Source organism: Glutamicibacter sp. X7 (assembly GCF_054889245.1).
Window position 1 is genome coordinate 353,433 of the sequence record NZ_CM142678.1, and the last position, 19,330, is coordinate 372,762.

General features: G+C 62.0%; 17 protein-coding genes. 4 read left to right on the forward strand and 13 right to left on the reverse strand.

The window, feature by feature from the left end; genetic code table 11:
- Nucleotides 1-75: 75 nt before the first annotated feature.
- Complete coding sequence (locus tag ACYU0X_RS01800; protein ID WP_461901934.1) at nucleotides 76-1,464, forward strand: sugar porter family MFS transporter; 1,389 nt, start codon at nucleotides 76-78, stop codon at nucleotides 1,462-1,464.
- A 117-nt stretch (nucleotides 1,465-1,581) separates the two neighbouring features.
- Here the strand turns inward: ACYU0X_RS01800 and ACYU0X_RS01805 are convergent, their stop codons facing one another.
- The 8 genes from ACYU0X_RS01805 to ACYU0X_RS01840 all read right to left on the reverse strand — a co-directional run bounded on the left by ACYU0X_RS01805 (nucleotide 1,582) and on the right by ACYU0X_RS01840 (nucleotide 10,051).
- Nucleotides 1,582-3,162 (reverse strand): cation:proton antiporter, encoded by a 1,581-nt coding sequence (locus tag ACYU0X_RS01805; RefSeq protein ID WP_461901935.1) that lies wholly within the window; start codon nucleotides 3,160-3,162, stop codon nucleotides 1,582-1,584.
- A 35-nt stretch (nucleotides 3,163-3,197) separates the two neighbouring features.
- Nucleotides 3,198-3,653 (reverse strand): hypothetical protein, encoded by a 456-nt coding sequence (locus ACYU0X_RS01810; protein ID WP_461901936.1) that lies wholly within the window; start codon nucleotides 3,651-3,653, stop codon nucleotides 3,198-3,200.
- Nucleotides 3,654-3,686: 33 nt separating this feature from the next.
- Nucleotides 3,687-4,583: a 3-methyladenine DNA glycosylase gene (locus ACYU0X_RS01815; RefSeq protein ID WP_461901937.1), complete on the reverse strand. Its 897-nt coding sequence runs from the start codon at nucleotides 4,581-4,583 to the stop codon at nucleotides 3,687-3,689.
- A gap of 145 nt (nucleotides 4,584-4,728) precedes the next feature.
- Nucleotides 4,729-6,102, reverse strand: coding sequence for an LCP family protein (locus tag ACYU0X_RS01820; protein WP_461901938.1), 1,374 nt, complete (start codon nucleotides 6,100-6,102; stop codon nucleotides 4,729-4,731).
- Between the two features lie 173 nt (nucleotides 6,103-6,275).
- Complete coding sequence (locus tag ACYU0X_RS01825; protein WP_461901939.1) at nucleotides 6,276-7,169, reverse strand: LysR family transcriptional regulator; 894 nt, start codon at nucleotides 7,167-7,169, stop codon at nucleotides 6,276-6,278.
- Nucleotides 7,170-7,545: 376 nt separating this feature from the next.
- Nucleotides 7,546-8,073 (reverse strand): GNAT family N-acetyltransferase, encoded by a 528-nt coding sequence (locus tag ACYU0X_RS01830; protein WP_461901940.1) that lies wholly within the window; start codon nucleotides 8,071-8,073, stop codon nucleotides 7,546-7,548.
- Nucleotides 8,073-8,534 (reverse strand): DUF4870 domain-containing protein, encoded by a 462-nt coding sequence (locus ACYU0X_RS01835; RefSeq protein ID WP_461901941.1) that lies wholly within the window; start codon nucleotides 8,532-8,534, stop codon nucleotides 8,073-8,075. Before ACYU0X_RS01835 ends, ACYU0X_RS01830 begins: the two co-directional genes overlap by 1 nt.
- Nucleotides 8,535-8,638: 104 nt before the next feature.
- Nucleotides 8,639-10,051 (reverse strand): CitMHS family transporter, encoded by a 1,413-nt coding sequence (locus ACYU0X_RS01840; RefSeq protein WP_461901942.1) that lies wholly within the window; start codon nucleotides 10,049-10,051, stop codon nucleotides 8,639-8,641.
- 146 nt (nucleotides 10,052-10,197) lie between these two features.
- On the opposite strand from ACYU0X_RS01840, the gene ACYU0X_RS01845 reads away from it, so the two are divergent.
- The 3 genes from ACYU0X_RS01845 to ACYU0X_RS01855 all read left to right on the forward strand — a co-directional run bounded on the left by ACYU0X_RS01845 (nucleotide 10,198) and on the right by ACYU0X_RS01855 (nucleotide 14,256).
- Complete coding sequence (locus ACYU0X_RS01845; RefSeq protein WP_461901943.1) at nucleotides 10,198-11,865, forward strand: sensor histidine kinase; 1,668 nt, start codon at nucleotides 10,198-10,200, stop codon at nucleotides 11,863-11,865.
- Nucleotides 11,866-11,906: 41 nt separating this feature from the next.
- Nucleotides 11,907-12,584 (forward strand): response regulator, encoded by a 678-nt coding sequence (locus tag ACYU0X_RS01850; RefSeq protein WP_461901944.1) that lies wholly within the window; start codon nucleotides 11,907-11,909, stop codon nucleotides 12,582-12,584.
- Nucleotides 12,585-12,654: 70 nt separating this feature from the next.
- Nucleotides 12,655-14,256 (forward strand): alkaline phosphatase D family protein, encoded by a 1,602-nt coding sequence (locus tag ACYU0X_RS01855; RefSeq protein ID WP_461901945.1) that lies wholly within the window; start codon nucleotides 12,655-12,657, stop codon nucleotides 14,254-14,256.
- Nucleotides 14,257-14,268: 12 nt separating this feature from the next.
- Here the strand turns inward: ACYU0X_RS01855 and ACYU0X_RS01860 are convergent, their stop codons facing one another.
- The 5 genes from ACYU0X_RS01860 to ACYU0X_RS01880 form a co-directional block, all read right to left on the reverse strand.
- Nucleotides 14,269-15,021, reverse strand: a complete 753-nt coding sequence (locus tag ACYU0X_RS01860; protein WP_461901946.1) for a phosphotransferase — start codon at nucleotides 15,019-15,021, stop codon at nucleotides 14,269-14,271.
- A gap of 72 nt (nucleotides 15,022-15,093) precedes the next feature.
- A complete protein-coding gene (locus ACYU0X_RS01865; protein ID WP_461901947.1) occupies nucleotides 15,094-16,380 on the reverse strand; it encodes an aspartate kinase in 1,287 nt (428 codons plus the stop codon).
- Nucleotides 16,381-16,582: 202 nt separating this feature from the next.
- On the reverse strand, nucleotides 16,583-17,134 hold the full coding sequence (locus ACYU0X_RS01870) for a hypothetical protein (protein WP_461901948.1): 552 nt from the start codon (nucleotides 17,132-17,134) through the stop codon (nucleotides 16,583-16,585).
- Nucleotides 17,135-17,202: 68 nt separating this feature from the next.
- Complete coding sequence (locus ACYU0X_RS01875) at nucleotides 17,203-17,664, reverse strand: MarR family winged helix-turn-helix transcriptional regulator (protein WP_461901949.1); 462 nt, start codon at nucleotides 17,662-17,664, stop codon at nucleotides 17,203-17,205.
- Nucleotides 17,665-17,673: 9 nt separating this feature from the next.
- Nucleotides 17,674-19,281: a DHA2 family efflux MFS transporter permease subunit gene (locus ACYU0X_RS01880; protein ID WP_461901950.1), complete on the reverse strand. Its 1,608-nt coding sequence runs from the start codon at nucleotides 19,279-19,281 to the stop codon at nucleotides 17,674-17,676.
- Between the last annotated feature and the right edge of the window lie 49 nt (nucleotides 19,282-19,330).

Genomic DNA, 19,330 nt, shown 5'->3' on the forward strand with positions numbered 1-19,330 from the left:
AAACCTTACAATAATCTAAACGCGGCGTTGACCCACGGCCGCTTCAGCAATTCCTGGTATCGAAGGAGCTACAGGATGTCCTTGCTACAGGACCTTAAGACGACACCACGTCTCGGCATACTGACCGGCATTACCGCCGCGGCCGTTGGCATCATCTACGGCTACGACATGTCCAATATCGCCGGCGCCCTCGGATTCCTCGAGATCGAATTCGACCTCAGCACCCAGGCGCTTGAGCAAATCACTACGGCGGTGGTCATCGGTGAGGTGCTTGGTGCTCTGGTTGGCGGCTGGTTGGCCAACAAGGTCGGGCGGCGTACCGCGATGATTGGTGTGGCCACCGGTTACGCGCTGTTCGCGATCCTCTCGGCGTTGGCACCCACCGTGCCGGTGCTTTACGTTGCTCGCCTCCTGTTGGGTCTGACCATTGGTGTATCGGTCGTTGTGGTGCCGGTCTTCGTCGCAGAATCCTCGCCGGCGAAGATTCGTGGAGCCCTGCTCGTGGCCTATCAGGTCACCACCGTGATCGGCGTGATCCTGGGATACGTGATCGCCTACTTCCTCTCGGGTGCCGGTAACTGGCGCATGATGCTTGGGCTGGCCGCAGTACCAGCCGTTGTGGTCTTACTTATCGTGGTACGTCTACCCGACACACCGCGCTGGTACATGATGAAGGGCCGCGAAGAAGAAGCGCGTAATGTACTGAATCGCATCGAGGGCGAAGGCAGCCTCAATGTGGCTACCGAGCTGGCACAGATGAGCCGATCCTTGCGTGAAGAAAGCGGTGGGGCGATCCGCGAAATGCTGCGCAAGCCATTCCTGCGTGCCAGCATCTTCGTCGTGGGTCTGGGCTTCTTCATCCAGATCACCGGCATCAACGCCATCGTGTACTACAGCCCGAAGCTCTTTGCGCTCATGGGCTTCGAGGGACATGCCTCCCAGCTATTGCTGCCGGCGCTCGTGCAAGGTGTGTCGCTGATTGCCGTCTTCTTCTCGCTCTCGCTCGTCGACCGCATCGGACGCCGGCCCATCCTGCTCGGTGGCATTGGCACCATGATCGCGGCGAACATCCTACTCATTGCGATCTTCCTGATTTCAGATGACTTCGGTGGCATATTGACCGCACTTGGCTTCACCGGCGTGCTGCTGTTCACCGTCGGTTTCACCTTTGGCTTCGGCGCGCTCGTCTGGGTATATGCGGGCGAGAGCTTCCCCGCGCACCTGCGCGCTCTTGGATCCTCGGCGATGCTCACCAGCGATTTGCTGGCCAACGTGGTGGTGTCAATGTTCTTCCTCAGCATGCTCCAGCAGCTCGGGGGAGCCGGAACCTTCATGGTCTTCGGCGCCTTGGCGGTACTGGCCTTTATCTTCGTGTTGCGAATGGCCCCGGAGACCAAGGGGCGCAACCTGGAAGACATCCGCGAGTTCTGGGAGAACGGTGGACGTTGGGAAGTGAAGAACTAAGCCCCGCACACGCCAAGATGACGCGAGCGGCCAGCCCCGAAAAGATCCCGGGACTGGCCGTTTTTCGTGCTCAAGTGCTGACGACAAGGGCCGTTGCCACTACTTGCGCGAGGCAATCTACCGATCCAGCACCACCGTGCGCTGATCGAGGCGCTCGACGATCTCATCCACCATATGCGGGTCGACCCCACGCTCATTGCGGGCCTGCATGAGCTCGTTGCGTGCAGCGTTCAGTGCCCGCGACTGCACGGTATCGGCTGCTGCCACGAAGGCGCGCAATCGGCCTAGTTCTTCGCGTCGCGTCTCATCAACGTCTGCTTCACCCTGCTCGAGCAAGGTGTGTAGCGTCTTCAGGCGGCGGGTCATCGAGTCCCGGAAATCCTGCGGGAGCCGTTCGAGTTCTGGTGATTCACGCATGACCTCCAGAGCTCGCTGCTCGGCCCGCTTCGCCAGTTTGCGTTGGGCCGCGGCGAAGAGCTTGCCATCGCCCGGTAGCTTGAGCACGCGCATCAACGCTGGCAGGGTCAATCCCGGAACCACCAGCGTTGCCACGAGCACGCCACAGGCACAGGCCACGACAAAGTTTCGCCCCTCGATCGGGGCGCCATCTGCGTGCGTGGTGGGCAGTGCGAGGGCCAACGCCAAGGTGGCCAGTCCGCGCATGCCACACCAGGTGAGTACCAGTGAATCCTTGGCCGTCATACGTCGGCCGGCGATCACCGACTGAGGCAGGTAGTAGGTGGCGAACATCCAGATCGCACGCACCGCGATCACCACCACGCTGACCGCCAATACGCCGGGGATAAAGGCGATGAGATCGGCACCCTCCTCGGTGATTACGCTGTTCATTTCGAAGCCCATCAGCCCGAAAGCCAGACCCGTGGCCAGCATCTCGAGCACCTCCCAGAAGGAGTTTCGGGTCAATCGTTCGCTCGCATCTTGCGGGCGGGCACGGCGTCCCAATTCCAGGGCGGTGACGACCACGGCGACCACGCCCGATGCGTGTAATTCTTCGGCGAGTAGATACACCGCATAGGGGGCGACGAGGGTGGCCGCGCACCGGGCCACCATATTCGGTACGAAGCGGTTCAGCGCACCAATCAGCCAGGCCATGGCAAAGCCCAACACGACGGCGATGGCGGCCCCGATCAGGAACTGCGGGATGATCTCCCAACCGACCTCGGTGCCGTTCACCGTGGCCGTGACTGCGAGCTGGAAGATCACGATCGCCATGGCGTCGTTGAAGAGACCTTCGGTCTCCAGGATCGAGGTGAGTCGGCGTGGAATCTTCACCTTGGTGGCGATGGCGTCCACAGCCACCGGATCCGGCGGCGCAACAATCGCGCCAAGCGCGATGGCCAGCGGAATCGATGCCAACGGGCTAAAAGCCCACGCGGTAGCCGCGACGGCACCGGCGGTGACTACGATGAGTACCACCGCAAGGCGAATCAGCGACTTCCAACGGAAACGGAAAACGGACCACGAGCTGCGTTGGGCGGTGGCGAATAGCAAGGGCGGCAGGAAAATTGGAAGGATGAGCTCCGGCGGCACGTGCACAACCGGCACGAAGGGTAGGAAGCCGGCCAGGACCGCGAACACCAGCATCAAGATCGGGTAGGGTAGCCCGATGCGCTCGCTGACCCCGACGATCAGGACGGTGGCGAAGAGCAGCATGATCAGCACGAGGAAAAAGTCCATGCGCTCAGTTTATGGCGTGCGAATACCGTCCGAAGCTACATTCCGCCCGATCCCAGTAGCGGTTGCAACGTGTCCCAGCGGTCAATGGCACAACCGTTGGAACGATCGAAGGTCGCGTCCACCGAGATCCCGTTGAGCGTGCCGCGAATCTTTGCGCGATCCGGGCCACCATAGATCATGGTGCAAGTTTGCTTGGTAGGCGTGGGTTCGGTAAGCAACGCGGGCGAGTCGTGCAACAGTTGGCAAGCACTCGTCGCCTCGGGAAGTGTGCTCTGGGCTAACGCATCTCTTCCCGAACAGAATAGGCGGTGTTCGGCGCTGAGCTCCTTGCCGTCGGCAAACACCTCGATGCGCAGATCGGTTTGCGGCGGACTACTCTCTGACGGGCTGCTTTCCGAAGGACCGGGGGCCGCGGCGGGTGGCTGGCACGCAGAAAGCATCGCGGCCGCACTCAGCGCGGTCACGATGGCAACTACCCGGGCCCGTTTCATAGCCCCATTGTGCGCCCGGCAGCTGAATATCGGCTAGGGCTGCTCTAAGGGAAGCGACTCGGCCACCGCCAGCAGGCGGGCTCGTAGTACCTCTGCACGGTCGGCGAAATCACGCTGTAAGGCCACATATTCGGCCTTGCCTTCCGGTGTTTCGATAGCGATCGCGCGGTAACCCCACTCGGAGAGGTCATAGGGAGAGGCCTGCATATCCATGGTGCGGATCTCCCAGGCCAGCTCAAAGCAATCCATCATGAGTTCGCTGGGGACCGCCGGCGAAAGCTTATACGCCCACTTATAGAGATCCATATTGGCGTGCAGACAGGCCGGCTGTTCGAGCTCTCGCTGCGTTTCACGGCTGGGCTGTAGCTCGTTCAGCGGTACGGCCTGCGGGGTGTAGAAGCGAAACGCGTCGAAGTGGGTGCAGCGGATGCGGTGCTCCTCGACCACCGCATCGGTGCCCTGCGCGCCAAGACGCAAGGGAAGGTACTCGTGACGAATGCCGTTGACCTCGGACTTGTAGGCCATGGCCCACTCGTGGAGGCCGAAGCAGGCGAAGTTGCCCGGGCGGGACCTGGTGCCGGACAGGATGGTCCGTGCAAAACCAATGGCGGCGGAGCGAGCCTGCGCAAAGGCGTGCAGGTCGAGCTCCACGCCGGGGCCGGCCTCGGTGTGCACCGCGCGATAGAACTTCCAGTCGAGCCGTTCGAGCGCCGGTTCGCCGAGTAAGACAACTCCCGCGCCCGGGTGCCAACGGTAAAGTTGGCCGGGCTTCTGGGTGTAGTAGGTGAATAGGAAGTCTTCGATCGGATGCTTCCGGCCCTTCATGCGTCGTCCCACAAAGGGCTCGCCAAAGGCCCGTGCCCGACGTTCATGCGTCTGGGCCTGCGGTATCCACTGCGAGGCTTCCAGTAGCGCGTCGGTCAAAGGCATAGATTCAATTATTCAATTCATGGCGCGATGAAACCAGTTTGGTAGGTCAACTCACATTTCTGCCTGACCCCGCACGGCCGATGCACGGCCGGGCCAATGCTTTGTTCACCGTCTGGCCCGAGCTAAGCCGCATGCTGAGCTCGCTTTAACCGCACAGCTTTTCGCTTGCGGTCCGGCTGGTAACCTTCACGGGCTTGTTATCGGGTATCCGCAATGCCTGATGGTCCTGCCCGAGCACCAACTGGATTTCCTCGACATCGGCGACCGAGGGGGAAACATCGAGTTTGATGGCCTTGGCGAAGCCGGTGGCAGCCTTCTTAGCGCCCGCCGTATCTGGAATGAGTAACCGAGTCTGCTCATGGAGCGAGGTAGCGGTGCCGATCGATGAAACGGTAAAGCCTTCCTCCGCGGCGGCGTCGGCAAACTTGCCCGCCAGACCGTAGACCTTCGTGCCGTTGAGGATGCTCACCGGGAGTTTCTGGGCGGCCTCGCGCGCTGGTTCCTCGTCTGCCGAGCTCTGCGCTTCAGAATTGATCGGGATGTCTTTTTTGATGCGCTCGAAAATCAGTGCTGCGTCGGGTGCGGGGACAACCCGGTTGCGGTTTGTCGGTGCAGGCTGCGTTGGCATCGCCATAAAGGTGATATTGTCAGTGGGCACCGCCTGAATCCGGGCGGCCAGCGAGGCCAGCGAAGGCAATGAGCTGAGTTCCTCATCGACGGTCATGGAAGAAGTGATCGCGTCAAGGAACGCATAGAGTCGTTCCGGACGTGCGAGCACCTCTCGACTTGTCGCCCGCTGGACAATAGCGGACATGACCTTCTGCTGGTTGCCCAATCTGGCGATATCGCTTCCGTCCCCGACCGCGTGGCGGGTGCGGGCCAGGGCGAGTGCATCGGTTCCGTCCACGGTTTGTCGTCCTGCGGGAAGGTCTAGATTTGCCTTCGGGTCGGTCATCGGCTTCTCCAGGCACACGTTGATGCCATCGAGAGCATCAACTATGGAGATGAAACCTTCGAAGTTCACTTCAATGAAGTGGTTCAGCTGGACGTCGGTGAGGGCTTCGACGGCGGCGACGGAACAGGCTGGCCCGTAGTTCAGTGCCGAGTTGATCATTCCATAGCCGCCCGGGTAGGCGCCGGAGCCGGTATCGGCGCATGCCGGGCGCTGCAGGACGGTGTCTCTGGGGATTTGGACTGCCTCGATACGTTCATTGTTTGGCGATAGATGGACCAAAAGCATAGAGTCGCTACGCCGGGTTCCGTTGTCCGCACCGAAACCTTTCGTGTTGAAGTCTCGACTATCCGAACCCAGAACCAGCACGTTTACACCTTCGCTGGAATCCGGAACGTCAATATCCGAGGACCTGAGGGCCGAAACCGAGATATTGCTCTGCAACCGCAGCGCGGCGATACCGGTAGTCACAAGCACGGCCAGTACCAGCACTGCCGCAACGATCGCGATAATGCGACGGCGTGTTCGCCGGGCACGACGACGGGCCATCGGAGCTTGGTGCTGCATGTTCATAACGATGTGTTCCCCTGCGTAAATCGTGAGAGCAATAGAAAATTAGCTGATCACGAGTCGCGTCTCAGATACCAATAGTCCGAGCGCCACGAACCATACGTCTGCTGTATGGCTAGGTAGGATTCGGCATAAAACCGGGGGTGCAGCGGCGTTACGAGACATCGGTCTCAGAGGTGCTCGAGGAACTCCGTGAGCGCGGGATTGCGTTGTTCGTCGCGCCGGTAGATGGCACCGAGGGGTCTGCCGGCCGAGAAATGCAAGGGAAGTTGCCGGCCACCGAAGATTTCGGCCGTCGCGGCAAGGACATCCGGAACCATGGTGATGCCACCGGTGGCGATGCTCAAAGGCACCAGTGCATCACGTTGTGTTGTCGTGATAACTCGCGGTGCCACTACCTTGAAGTGCCGGTAAACGTCGTCGGTGACTTGGCGGATGGAGGTCCCCTGTGGGAGCGTCACCAAGCTCAGCGACTCAAGCGCCGAGGCGTCGATCACCGTATCCTTGTCCACCGGGCACTCGTGCGAAACGACCGCCGCGAATTGCTGATCACGCAGGGGCACCCCGATGAGATCAGCAGGGATATGCCGATTCACGCCAAAGGCCACGTCGGCCCGATTCAGGCGCAACGCCTCAACAAGTTGTTCGTTGTCTTCCACGCTGAGAATTTCAATTTGGATGCCAGGATGGCTGCGGTGGAAGGGCCCGAGATAGTCGGGCATGATCCCACCAACCAGCGAAGGCAGCCCCGCGATGCGCAGGCAGCCGGTGGTCAAAGCGAGCGTAGACGAGGCGATGCTCCCAATCGAAGCCACCTCCCGTAGCGCTCGACGACCGGCCGGAAGAATACTTCGCCCAATCTCGGTGAGCACCATTTCTCGGCCGACAGGGCGGAAGACGGGCAGGCCTAAAGTTCCTTCTAAGGCGCTGATCCTGCGGGAGAGCGATGGTTGGGAAATGCCCAGAACGTCTGCGGCTGCGGTAAACGAGCCAAAGTCCACGATGGCGATGACAGCCTCGAGCTGGGCGAGTGAGATATTACCGTCGAGTGGCTCTCTGTGCATGGGCGAAGCGCTTCCTTTATCTCTGTAGAGAATTATCAGCTATCCCGATATGAGAGATCGTCGACATCGGGGCAGGGCCGCCGACTGGACCGCGGGTTATCGTGTTGCGATGACCCTTCCCCGTAGGGTGCCCGTGGAGCCTTTTCTCCGGATTTTTTCACAGGACGCTGCCTTTGGCCCGAATCGCCACTTGTCCGGATGGCCAATTTCCCATGGCAGGTGGTTAGCGTTTACGCAAGCTCATGTCTTCGTTAGGCGGTGGCTCCATGCCGGATGCTGGTCTTTCTACAGGACGTCTTACTGCCACCGAAGCACTCCCTGAGAAGCCGGACGCTCAGGTCTCTGGAACGAGCAAGTCAGGACCCAGCGCAGGACCCTAGTTCAAGGTCAGGAGCCAGCGTTGACGGTGGGATTCGCGATAAGGCACTGTGCCATGCAACCGCAGTCCGCTGCGCTGTGCCACACGGGCCGAGGCGCTGTTATCCTCGTGGATCAGTGCAACCACAAGCATCGGGTCACCGCGTAGCCTTAGTTCCTCAATACATTCGCGCGCTACGGTTGTCGCCAGCGAACGTCCCCAAGGTTCGGGAGCGAAGCGATAGTAAAGGTTGGCGATGCGGCGCTCGCCGTCATACTCACCGCTGAATCGAAGACCTGCCACGCCGAGCAACTCTTGTGATCGGCTGTCGCGCACCAGATGGTAGCCCAGCTGGTGCGCGGACCAATCGGAGACCCAGGTGCGTAGCATCTCTTCGCTGGCCTTCGGTGTCGGAGGCCCGGCCGGACTGAACTGCTGGGTTCGGGGGTCCTCGTGGATTCGTCGGATCTCGGCTACATCGACCATGCTCGGCACCGCAAGCTCGGCGTCAAGTTCTGCCAGAGTGCGCGTTGCACGCAGCGGCATTACTGGACCAGCGGGAGATTGAACGGGTAGTTATAGGCGCGCCCGGCTCGGTATTCTTCGGGGGCCTTCACGGCCGCAATGATGGCGAAGACAAAGAGCACGAGTGAGCCAATGGCAAGGAACCAGCCGAGGACCGGTATGAGGGTCAAGAGACCAACGCCCAGACGCAGCAGACTGAAATTCAGGGTTTGCCGGTGAAATTCGGTGACCAGCGGACCCTGCTGCTTATCCACCACGTAGAAGATCAGGGCCGGGATCCAACCAAAGAAGACGGAGAGCCATGCGTTGAGCTGAATGCGTCCCAGTTCATCCACGCTGTTCCCCGCGGCCTGCGGGTAACCGGGGTAACCCTGCGGCTGTTGTCCGTTGGGGTCGGCGGCGTTCTCATAGGGATTCTGCGACATGGCGTTCCTTTCCTCGGCCCGGCCGAGTGCCGGTACGCGCTTAACTGAGCGACTCATCCAAGAGTCCTGGTGCAGGACTCTTGGATGAGTCGGATCATATCCTGTTGAGGCGACAGAAAGTACACCTGCTGGTGAATATGTTGTGCCTTGCCTTGCGTGGGTTACCCCATGTGAATGGCGCCGAACAAAACGCCCGAAGCCAGCATCACGAGACTGACCACGACCGCGCGCCACAGCACCTTCTTGTGGTGATCGCCCAGGTCCACGCGGGCCAGCGAAACGAGCAACAGGATTGCCGGAACCAGCGGGGACTGCATATGCACCGGCTGGCCGGTAATCGAGGCTCGTGCCATGTCGACCGCGTCGATTCCGTAGTGTGCCCCGGCCTCGGAGAGCACCGGCAAGATCCCGAAGTAGAACGCGTCGTTGCTCATCAGGAAGGTGGCCGGGATGGAGATCAGGCCGGTGAGCACGGCCATGAACGGCCCCATGGAGTCCGGGATGACCTCTACAAGCCACTGGCTCATGGCGTCGACCATGCCCGTGCCGGACAGGACACCCGTGAGCACTGCGGCACCGAGCACCATGGAGACCACCGCAATGATTTCCTGCGAATGGGCCGCGATCATCTTCACCTGATCCGAGACGCGGGGGAAGTTCACGACGAGGGCTAGCGCGGCGCCGATCATGAACAGGTACGACAGCGGCATCACATCAACGATGAGCAACACCATAATGGCCACGGTAAGTGCCAGGTTAAAGGGGAACAGCTTGGGGCGCAGGGTTTCACGGGTCGGATCCAGAACGGTGCCGTGCATGGTGGGCGCCTCGCTACCGTCGCCCTTGGTGGCCACGGATTCAAGGAGTGCAAGCGAAGTGCCGCCGTCGAAGGCGGGAGATTTGGAGCCGCTGCTCAAGGTGCCGCCGCCCAGCTCGGTACCCCACAGCTCAGGGCTCTCGCGGTGCAAACGACGTCGTTCGGACAGGCCAAGCTGCCACGCAAAGATCGCGATTACCACAAGCCCGATGCCCAGCGAGGGGAGCATGGGGACGAAGATGGCCGAGGCATCTACGCCCAGCGCGGCGGCGGCACGCGCCGTTGGACCGCCCCAGGGGACGATGTTCAGCGTGCCATTGGTCAGACCGGCGACGCAGGTCAGCACCACGGGAGACATCCCCAAACGCTGGTAGATCGGCAGCAGCGCCGCGGTGACCACGATAAAGGTGGTCGACCCGTCGCCGTCCAGCGAGATCAGCGCGGTCAATAGCGCGGTACCGATCACGACCTTTGCCGGGTCGTGGCCGACAATCTTCAAGATGCCCGCGACCAGCTTGTCGAACAGCCCGACGTCAATCATGATGCCGAAATACATGATCGCGAACATCAACAGGGCGGCGGTGCCGGACATGTCTTTAACGGCGTCCATCACCATATCGCCCACACCGAAACCGGCGCCGGCGAACAGTCCGAAAGCGGTGGGGACGATGATCAGCGCCAACAACGGTGTCATGCGCTTGGTCATAATCAAGGCCATGAAGGTGGCGACCATGAGGAAGCCCAGAGCTACCAGCATGTCTGCTCCTTGGGTAGTGCGGAAAATTTCTCTCCCTCCACGCTACGTGCGCCATATCACGTGCCGGATTTAAGCTGGCTTCTGCTAGCTTTTGGTTTTTGCGTGCTTTTTGCTCATTAAAATCATGCCCGGCGTATGCTGGAACCATGATGGTCCACCGCCGCGCCACGGGGCACTTCGCCGCGCGAATTATGCGCCTGCAGTTTGCCGTGTTGGCCGTGCTCGGAGTGCTGATTACCGCGACCATCCTCTACACGAGCTACGAGAATGTCTTCACTAAGGCTCAGGAGTCATCGCTGACCATCGCCCGCACCATCGCCTCCGATCCCGAGGTGCGTAGTGCGGTAGCCGCCGAGGCGCAGAAGGAAACCCTCGATCTTCCGGCGCTGCGCGACGGCTACTTACAACACCTTGCCACCGAAACCGCCGCGGTCAACGGGGCGGCCTTCGTGGTGATCACCGAGGACCGCGGGCTACGGCTGACCCACCCGCATCCGGCGCAGATCGGTCAACGGGTATCCACCGAGCCGGTGGCCCTGCGGGGAGTCGAAGAAGTAACGCGGGCCCATGGCACCTTGGGCGAGTCGGTGCGCGCGAAGGTCCCCGTCTATGCGCCGGAGGGTCCAGAACGAGTCGTCGGCGAAGTCTCGGTGGGCGTGGGAGTCCAATCCCTCTCCGATGAGCTCTGGCGTTCGGTACTTTGGGTGGCAGCCTTCGCGCTGGCCGCGGTGCTGCTCAGCGCCTGGGCCGGACTGGCCACGGTGCGCCGCCTGAAACAGCAAACACTGGGACTGGAACCCGGGGAAATCGTGCAGCTGGTGCGTGACCAACAGGCGGTTCTCTACGGCGTCACCGAGGGCATGATCGGTTTGGGGGCCGACGGGGTGATAACGGTGCGCAACCGCGCGGCCCGGCAAATGCTCGGGCTACCGCACCGGACCGACAAGGCAGATGTGGTGGGGCGTCATTACGCCTCGGCCGCGCTTCCCGAGCGTCTGGTGCAGGCGCTCCGCGAGGGAACACGAACCCCCATACGACTCGAGGTCGGCGCCAACTCGCTGGTCGCCACCATCAATCCGGTGGTTCGCGACGGGGTTGATCTAGGACGCGTCGTGCTGCTCACCGACGTCACCACGGTCGAAGCATTAGGCACCAAATTGGATGCCGTGCAGGATATGGCCGATGCGTTACGCGCACAACGCCACGAATTCGCCAACCGCATGCATGCGATTTTGGGGCTGCTCAACCTCGGCCAACAGGAGCAGGCAAGGGACTACCTGCGCGAGGTACTGGCCTCCGGGCCATTGGTCTCGCCCGTACCCGGTTTGCAACGGGTGGCCGACCCATTCCTCAGTGCGTTTATCTCCGCCAAGGCCATTACGGCCCAGGAATTGGGGATCGATCTGCGGATTTCCGAGGATAGCCAGCTGTTCGCGCAGATTGCCTCGGCGCGTGACGCCCAAGATGTCACCGCGGTACTCGGGAATATGCTGGATAACGCATATACCGCGGCGCTGGCCAACGACGCGGAATCCTGGGTGGAAATCGACCTGCTCTCGGAAGGTGACACTCTACATCTGGCGGTGGCAGATTCTGGTCCGGGGATTGCTCCCGGGCTGGAAGTTTTCGACCCCCAAGTCAGCACCGGTAGCCACGTCGGGCCGGGTCATGGGCAGGGTGTGGGTCTGCCGCTGATCCGTCGCCTGGCGCGGGCCCGCGGCGGCGACGTATGGATCGCCGACCCGGGCGGCGGCGGTGAGGGTGCAGTGGTTGCGGCCCGGTTACCTGCCGTGCTCACCGACGACAATCATTAGCGACGACCACCAGCAACGAGAACTAGGAAGGGTGCCAAGGCATGCCGAGCAATGGAAACTACCGGGTGCTCATCGTCGACGACGACTTTCGGGTGGCCCAATTGCACGCGAGCATGGTGGACGCGGTGCCGGGATTCGAAGCGCTCGAACCAATACTGGATCCGCGCCTCGTGCCCGCCGAGGTCGCCAGGCTAGAACCCGACCTGGTTCTATTGGACCTTTACCTGCCGCACGTGAGCGGGCTCGAACTTCTGCGGGCCATCGATGCGGACACCATGATGATTTCCGCGACCACCGAACCGGCGCGCATTGCCGCCGCCATCCGCGGTGGCGCGCTGGCCTTCATTATCAAGCCCTTCGAACCGAAGACCCTTGCCGAGAAACTCAAGGGCTGGGCTCGCTACCGACGACAGCTAGAACAAGCCAGTGATTTGAACCAAGCGGCAGTGGACCGGCTCTATCGCTCCCTGATGGGGGCGGAGGAGGCCGGCGCAACCAACGCCGGCACACCGGCACCTACCGAGCAGGCGGTGTTTGCCTGCGTCAGTGCTGCCACCCAACCGCTGAGCGTGGCCGAGGTCGCCGAAGCCGTGGGTGTAGCCCGCGCCACCGCTCAACGTTATCTGGCCGCACTGGTCTCCGCCGAAGCGCTGGAGCTGCAATTGAGCTACGGCAACCGCGGGCGTCCCGAACATCGTTACCGGGTACCGCGCGACTGATACTCAAGCGCCTCGCAGCGTTTACCACCACGCCATCTCAGGGTAATTTCGCTGCGCCAGGCTTTATCGGGTGAGCACTCTTTCGCGACGCACGCTAATGACCGGCGCCCTCTCGGCCGGCGCCTTAACGCTACTGGGCCCCTCCGCGGGCGCCAGCGCCCCACGCCTGATGCGTGAACGCCTGGCGCTGACGCACGGTTTTAGCATGGGAGATCCCGGCACCGATTCTGCCGTGTTGTGGGCCCGATCCTCCGGGCGTGGGCGGCTGATCGCCAAGCTTCGCGCCATCGACGAATCGGGCGCGGTGATTCGCGGGCGCGGACAGTTCAGCCGCACCCTGCGCGGGTCGCTAGCCGGCCCGGAGAGCGACTACACCGCGAAGATCGCCGCCACCCAGTTGCCCGCCGGCACCCGCTTTGCGCTGGACATCGGGTTCGAAGATGAACACGGGACCATCGGCCAACTCGAATCGGGCAGCTTCCGCACCGCGCTGTCGTTGACCGGGAAACGCAACCACGGAGCTAAGCGCCGGCAGAGCTTCGTCTGGACCGGGGATACGGCCGGGCAGGGCTGGGGGATCAACCCCGACATCGGTGGCATGCGCACCTACGCGGCCATGCATGCGCTGAAGCCGGACTTCTTCATCCACTCGGGCGACACCATCTACGCCGACGGGCCGCTGTCCGAGACGGTGCGCGAACCCGACGGGCAAATCTGGCGCAATGTGCTCACCGAGGAAGTCACCAAGGTGGCCGAAACGCTGGCCGAGTTCCGCGGGCGGCACCGCTACAACCTGCTCGATCACAACGTGCGGGCCCTCTACAGCGAGGTACCCATCATCGCGCAATGGGATGATCACGAGACGCACAATAACTGGTACCCCGGAGAACGTATCGACGATGAGCGCTACACGGTGCGCGAGGTCGACGTGCTTGCCGCCCGTGGCCGGCGGGCCTGGCAGGAATATCAGCCGATCGCCGACGCCCGTTCGCTGCGCCCGGGCAGCGGGTTCGAGCCGACGCGCATCTATCGCAAAATTTCCCGCGGCCCGCAGCTAGACCTGTTCGCCCTAGACATGCGCAGTTTCAAAAACCCGAACAGCGACGGCAAGGAGGTGGATGGCACCTCGATCCTCGGCGAAGAGCAATTGCAGTGGCTCATTCGGGAACTAGCGGCCTCCACTGCCACCTGGAAGGTGATCCTCAACGATCTGCCGCTGGGGATTGTGGTGCCCGACGGTGCGGCGCAGGAATCCATCGCCAATGCCGAACACGGGGCACCCTTGGGGCGCGAACTCGAACTGGCCCGGCTGCTGGCCGAGCTGAAACGCCGCAAGGTACGCAACGTCGTTTTCCTCACCGCCGACGTGCACTATTGCGCCGCCCACCACTATGCGCCGCAGCGTGCGGCCTTCACCGATTTCGAACCGTTCTGGGAATTCGTGGCCGGGCCGGTCAACGCCGGGTCCTTCGGCCCGAATCCGATGGATGGCACCTTTGGACCCGAGGTGGTCTTTGCACAGGCCGGCCGCGCCCCGAACCAGTCACCACGCGACGGAAAGAGCCAGTACTTCGGTCACGTCGAATTGGATGAGGACGATCAGTTCAACGTCTCGCTTCGCAACGCACTGGGCGAGGTTGTCTACAGCACAAGCCTGCAACCGCAACGCTAGCGACAGCTTGCGTTAGGTGGCATCCCAAAGTCGTCGGTAGTAGTCGGCTCGACGCGCATCCGCACTCACCCCGTAGCCGGCATAGACCAGATCGGTCAGACCGGGGCCATAGTTCCATTCGGCGCTCCACGCCAACACGGCCAGGTCGGCCCAACGGTCGCCGACCCCCAACGTGCCAAGGTCCACGTGCCCGGATAGTTCCCCGCGGTCATCGAGGAGCGTGTTCGGGGCGCAGGCATCGCCGTGGCATACCACCAGATCTTCGGTCGGTGCCTGGGCGCGGAAATCGGCGCGCTCGGTGGTGGGCAGTTCGGCAAGCCGCGTCTCGACATCCCAGCGGTACGGGCACGCATCCAACGGCAGGTTCTCGTGCAGGTGCCGCAGCGCGGCACCGAGGGCACGTGCGGCGCGTCGCGGACGTCGGATCCATCTCGGGTCCACGGCACTGGTGCCCGGCAACCCCCTAGTGATCAGCAGCTGTCCCTCTTCCGCTTCGCGCAACTCCACCACCTCAGGCACGCTGGCATAGGAGCGGGCCCAATCCAGTCGCTCGGCTTCGTCGCAGAGATCGATCCCGGCCTCGGTCGCTGACCACTTGGCGAAGTGCACCTCCTGCCGCTCGCCACTTGGTTCGAAGCGGAAGGTGAGACCGCCAACCTGATTGCGCCACACCGGGGTGACCTCGCGTCCACCCGCGGCGGCCTGCACCACGGAGGGGACGGGCACCGCACCGGTGGGCACCGTGGCTAGGGGAGCTCTGCTCATGTGTCCTCCAAAAAAGAGCGCGAGGCGATCACCGCATCGGTGATCGCCTCGCGCTGCACGAGTGCTGGTCGCCTAGCGACCGGTTCCGCCGTAGACGGTGGCTTCGATATCGGTATCGAGGTCGAAAGCCGAGTGGATCGCGCGGACCGCGTCGTTGAGCTTATCGGCGTCGGTGACCACGGAGATGCGGATCTCGGAGGTCGAGATCATGTCCACATTCACCCCGGCCTGGTGCAGGGCCTCGAAGAAAGTGAAGGATACCCCCGGGTTTGAGCGCATGCCGGCACCGACGAGGGAAAGCTTGCCCACCTCTTCGTTGTACTCGATGTCCTCGAAACCGATTTCGGCCTTGGCGGTATTCAGCGCGTCGATAACGCGCTTGCCCTCGGTCATCGGCAGGGTGAAGGAGATGTCGGTGTGACCCGAGCCGTGCGTTGAAATGTTCTGCACGATCATGTCGATGTTGGCCTGCGCGGCGGCAATGACGCCGAAGATCTGCGCTGCCTTGCCGGGGATATCGGGCACGCCAATGACGGTGACCTTAGCCTCGGAGTGGTCGTGGGCAACGCCGGAGATGATGGGCTGTTCCAAGGGTTCTCCCTCTTGAATGGTGATCTTGTCGTCGGGGTCGGGCAGCACCCAGGTGCCTTCGTGGGTGCTGAAGGAGGAGCGTACGTGCAGCGGCACACCAAAACGGCGGGCGTATTCCACGCAGCGTAGGTGCAGGATCTTCGAGCCGCTGGCGGCCATCTCAAGCATTTCCTCGCTGGAGATCGTTTCGATCTTCTTGGCCGAGGACACCACGCGCGGATCGGCGGTGTAGACGCCGTCCACGTCGGTGTAGATTTCGCAGACGTCCGCATCCAGTGCGGCGGCTAGGGCGACTGCGGTGGTGTCGGAACCGCCACGGCCCATGGTGGTGATGTTGTTGGTTTCCTTGCTCATGCCCTGGAAGCCGGCGACGATCGCCACATAGCCGCGGTCGATGGCCCGGCGCACGCGCTGCGGGGAGACCTCCATAATGCGGGCCTTGCCGTGGGTGGCGTCGGTGATCAACCCGGCTTGAGAACCGGTGAAGGACGCCGCCTGCTCGCCGAGCTCGTTGATGGCCATGGCCAGCAGCGACATGGAAATGCGTTCACCGGCGGAGAGCAACATATCCATCTCACGGGCCGGGGCATCGCTAGTGAGCTGACCGGCCAAGTCGAGCAGATCATCGGTGGTGTCGCCCATTGCGGAGACCACGACGACGACCTCGTTGCCCTTGGCCTTGGTGTCAATAATTCGGCGCGCGACACGTTTGATGCCCTCGGCATCCGAGACGGAAGAACCACCGAACTTTTGAACAATGAGGCTCATGGGCAAGCACGCTCCAGCTTGTGAGTTGTGTATTGCCGCCGGTGCGAAGACGATGACCGCGAGGTACGCGGATCGCGGCGCACTTGCAGCATATCTACCAATCACTCATTGTGACAGCAGAGTCAACCATTCGCCTAGTTGGCCGGGTAAACATTGGTCATATTGTCCAACGCCCTCGCCGGTAAGCCTAAGGATCGCCTACTCAGCTATCCAGTGAGCCCAAGACTTGCTTCCAGAAGTCCTTCCATGAGGCCAGATTCTCCGGTTCACGAATTTTGCGCTGGTTGACGCTGAGCGAGGTCTTATTTCCCTTTTGGCCGATGTCGACCGAAACTCGCGACCCGTCGGAAAAGGCTGCTCGCCAGTAGCGCCAGTTCTCGCTGCCCGACTCGGTGGGCTTACCCAGCAACGAAGCGCCGTTGAAGGTACTGAGCGTGGCAACCTGCGCCCGCCACAGATCCAGCGCATGATCGAGATCGGCCTCGAGAGTCCTACTCACCGATCCTTGGAAGCTTCCGTCGGCTGCTTGCCCGGGCAGACGCCGACCAATGTGTTGTTCATAGGCCACCGCCACCGATTGGGCCCACCAGCCGGGGTTCGCCAGATCATCGGGCATATGTTCCACGGCGCGATCGGCGATCTGCGCGTGGGGTAGATCCGCCGCGCCGTGTTGCTCCAACAGCTCACACCAGCTTTCCCAATTCCGTCTGGTGGCTTGCTCGATGGCCGGGAGATTGCTACTTCGGATACCCATGGACAGAAGTGTAGCCACGTCGCCTTGGAGAATCTTCTCCGAAGCGACGTGGCTAGTAACGATCCGAGCTAGAGCAAGCGCAGATCCGTGTTCAGCCGAACCATCAGGTGAACCAGCCGATCCAGGTCCTCATCGCTCCAGTGGGAAATACGTTCACGCAGTTTTGCGCGCCACTGGTTGCTCAGGTCCTGCCAGCGTTCGCGAGCGAAGTCCGTCGGGATCAGATGCACCACTCGACGATCGTTTTCATCGATCTCGCGAGCGATCATTTCGGTCTCTTCCAGCCGCGCGACGAGCCGCGACAGGCTGGCCTTGTCCGTCATGAGATGCTCGCAGATTTCCGACTGACTGATCCTCGACGCGTGCATCACCATCCCAAGCACCGGCAGGGCAGAGGGCGGGAGCCGTTCGTCCAATGCCGCCGCCAGTTGCTTGCGCGACTTCGCGGTGATGGAGATCAGCGCGAAAAGCTCCTGTTCGGTGGCATCGAGCAGATCGCTACGGGCAGGGAGTGAAGCGGTTGCGTCCATGACTTTCCCCTAGGCTTCGGTAGGACCGAGCTCGGATCCGTCGTTCTCCTCGGCCAGACGCTGGGTGTTGGTCTTGGTGCTCAGCGACTGGTTCGGGATCAGCAACACGGCCACGATGGTGATCAGGGAGATCGGGGCGGCGACCGCAAAGAGGTGGGCCACGCCGTCGCCGTAGACCGACTCGAGGATTACACGTACCGGTTCGGGCAGGCTGGAGATGCTTGGCATGGTTCCCGAACCGAGGGCTGCGGTGACTTCCTTGGCCTTATCGCCGAGGGTTGCCAGCGCGGCAACCAAATCGGACTGACGGTCGGCGATCATGTTCGGGATGTTCGCGGCGAGGATGGCGCCGAGCCCGGCGGTTCCGGCGGTACCGCCGAGGGTGCGGAAGAAGTTCACGGCCGAGGAGGCCACGCCCAACTCTTGCGGGTTCACCGCATTCTGCACGACCAGCACCATATTCTGCATGACCAGACCGACGCCGGCACCCAGAATGAACATGTACAGACCCACAACCCAGAACTCGGTGTCGTAGTGGATCGTGCCCAGTAGGAACAGGCCAGCGAGCTGCAGGAACGAGCCGGTGACCACGAAGGCCTTCCACTTACCGAAGCGCGAGATCATTGCGCCAGCCACGGTGGAGATAACCAGCAGGCCGGCCATCATCGGGAAGGTCATCAAACCTGCCTGCGTGGCGCTCGCACCGCGAGCCATGATCATGTACTGGCTCAGGAAGACCGAGGTGCCAAACATCGAGACACCCACGGCCAGCGAGGCGATGACCGCGAAGGTAAAGGTGCGGTTCTTGAACAGCGAGAGGTTGATCAGTGGCTCTTCGGCCCTGAGCTCCACAACCACGAACAGCAGCAGGGCGAGAACCGAACCGCCGACCATGGTCCAACTGGTGATCGAGTTCCACTCGAATTCGCTACCGCCCAGCGACATCCAGATCAGCAGGGCGGCGACACCGGCCGACAAAAGAACGATGCCAAGGTAATCGATCTTCACGGCACGCTTGGTATGCGCTGGCAGGTGCAGGGTGCGCTGGATCAGAATGATCGCCACTACGGCAACCGGCAGGGCAACGAAGAAGTTCCACCGCCAATTGATGGTGTCGGTGATGAAGCCACCGATCAGCGGGCCACCCACGGTGCCAAGGGCCATCACGGCACCAAAGAGCCCCATGTACTTGCCGCGTTCACGCGGAGACAGGATGTCGGCCATGACGATCTGGCTCAGCGCGCCCATACCGCCACCGGCCAGACCCTGAACTACACGCATGGTGATCAGGAAGTTCGTGTCCTGCGCGAAACCGGCGGCCGCCGAGGCGGCTACGAACAAGCCCAGTGCAATCTGCAACAGCAGTTTGCGGTTGCCGAGGTCGGCGAACTTGCCCCAAATCGGGGTGGAAATGGTGGTGGCCAACAGGGTAGCGGTCACTACCCAGGTGTAGGCGGTTTGGCTGCCGTTGAGATCGGAAACGATCACCGGTAGCGAACTGGATACGACGGTGCCGGCCAGGATGGAAACGAACATGCCCATGAGCAGACCGGTCAGTGACTGTAGTACTTCCCGGTGGTTCATTTTCGGAGGCTGGACCTGCGATGCAGTGGTCATCTGAGGCTCCTTAACGATTGGTTGATTGTTGTCAACTATAGAACTTTGG

Excerpts from the sequence above, each read along its gene's own strand:
- ACYU0X_RS01800 (WP_461901934.1), top strand. The coding sequence starts at position 76 with ATGTCCTTGCTACAGGACCTTAAGACGACACCACGTCTCGGCATACTG.
- ACYU0X_RS01805 (WP_461901935.1), bottom strand. The coding sequence starts at position 3,162 with ATGGACTTTTTCCTCGTGCTGATCATGCTGCTCTTCGCCACCGTCCTG.
- ACYU0X_RS01810 (WP_461901936.1), bottom strand. The coding sequence starts at position 3,653 with ATGAAACGGGCCCGGGTAGTTGCCATCGTGACCGCGCTGAGTGCGGCC.
- ACYU0X_RS01815 (WP_461901937.1), bottom strand. The coding sequence starts at position 4,583 with ATGCCTTTGACCGACGCGCTACTGGAAGCCTCGCAGTGGATACCGCAG.
- ACYU0X_RS01820 (WP_461901938.1), bottom strand. The coding sequence starts at position 6,102 with ATGCAGCACCAAGCTCCGATGGCCCGTCGTCGTGCCCGGCGAACACGC.
- ACYU0X_RS01825 (WP_461901939.1), bottom strand. The coding sequence starts at position 7,169 with ATGCACAGAGAGCCACTCGACGGTAATATCTCACTCGCCCAGCTCGAG.
- ACYU0X_RS01830 (WP_461901940.1), bottom strand. The coding sequence starts at position 8,073 with ATGCCGCTGCGTGCAACGCGCACTCTGGCAGAACTTGACGCCGAGCTT.
- ACYU0X_RS01835 (WP_461901941.1), bottom strand. The coding sequence starts at position 8,534 with ATGAGTCGCTCAGTTAAGCGCGTACCGGCACTCGGCCGGGCCGAGGAA.
- ACYU0X_RS01840 (WP_461901942.1), bottom strand. The coding sequence starts at position 10,051 with ATGCTGGTAGCTCTGGGCTTCCTCATGGTCGCCACCTTCATGGCCTTG.
- ACYU0X_RS01845 (WP_461901943.1), top strand. The coding sequence starts at position 10,198 with ATGATGGTCCACCGCCGCGCCACGGGGCACTTCGCCGCGCGAATTATG.
- ACYU0X_RS01850 (WP_461901944.1), top strand. The coding sequence starts at position 11,907 with ATGCCGAGCAATGGAAACTACCGGGTGCTCATCGTCGACGACGACTTT.
- ACYU0X_RS01860 (WP_461901946.1), bottom strand. The coding sequence starts at position 15,021 with ATGAGCAGAGCTCCCCTAGCCACGGTGCCCACCGGTGCGGTGCCCGTC.
- ACYU0X_RS01865 (WP_461901947.1), bottom strand. The coding sequence starts at position 16,380 with ATGAGCCTCATTGTTCAAAAGTTCGGTGGTTCTTCCGTCTCGGATGCC.
- ACYU0X_RS01870 (WP_461901948.1), bottom strand. The coding sequence starts at position 17,134 with ATGGGTATCCGAAGTAGCAATCTCCCGGCCATCGAGCAAGCCACCAGA.
- ACYU0X_RS01875 (WP_461901949.1), bottom strand. The coding sequence starts at position 17,664 with ATGGACGCAACCGCTTCACTCCCTGCCCGTAGCGATCTGCTCGATGCC.
- ACYU0X_RS01880 (WP_461901950.1), bottom strand. The coding sequence starts at position 19,281 with ATGACCACTGCATCGCAGGTCCAGCCTCCGAAAATGAACCACCGGGAA.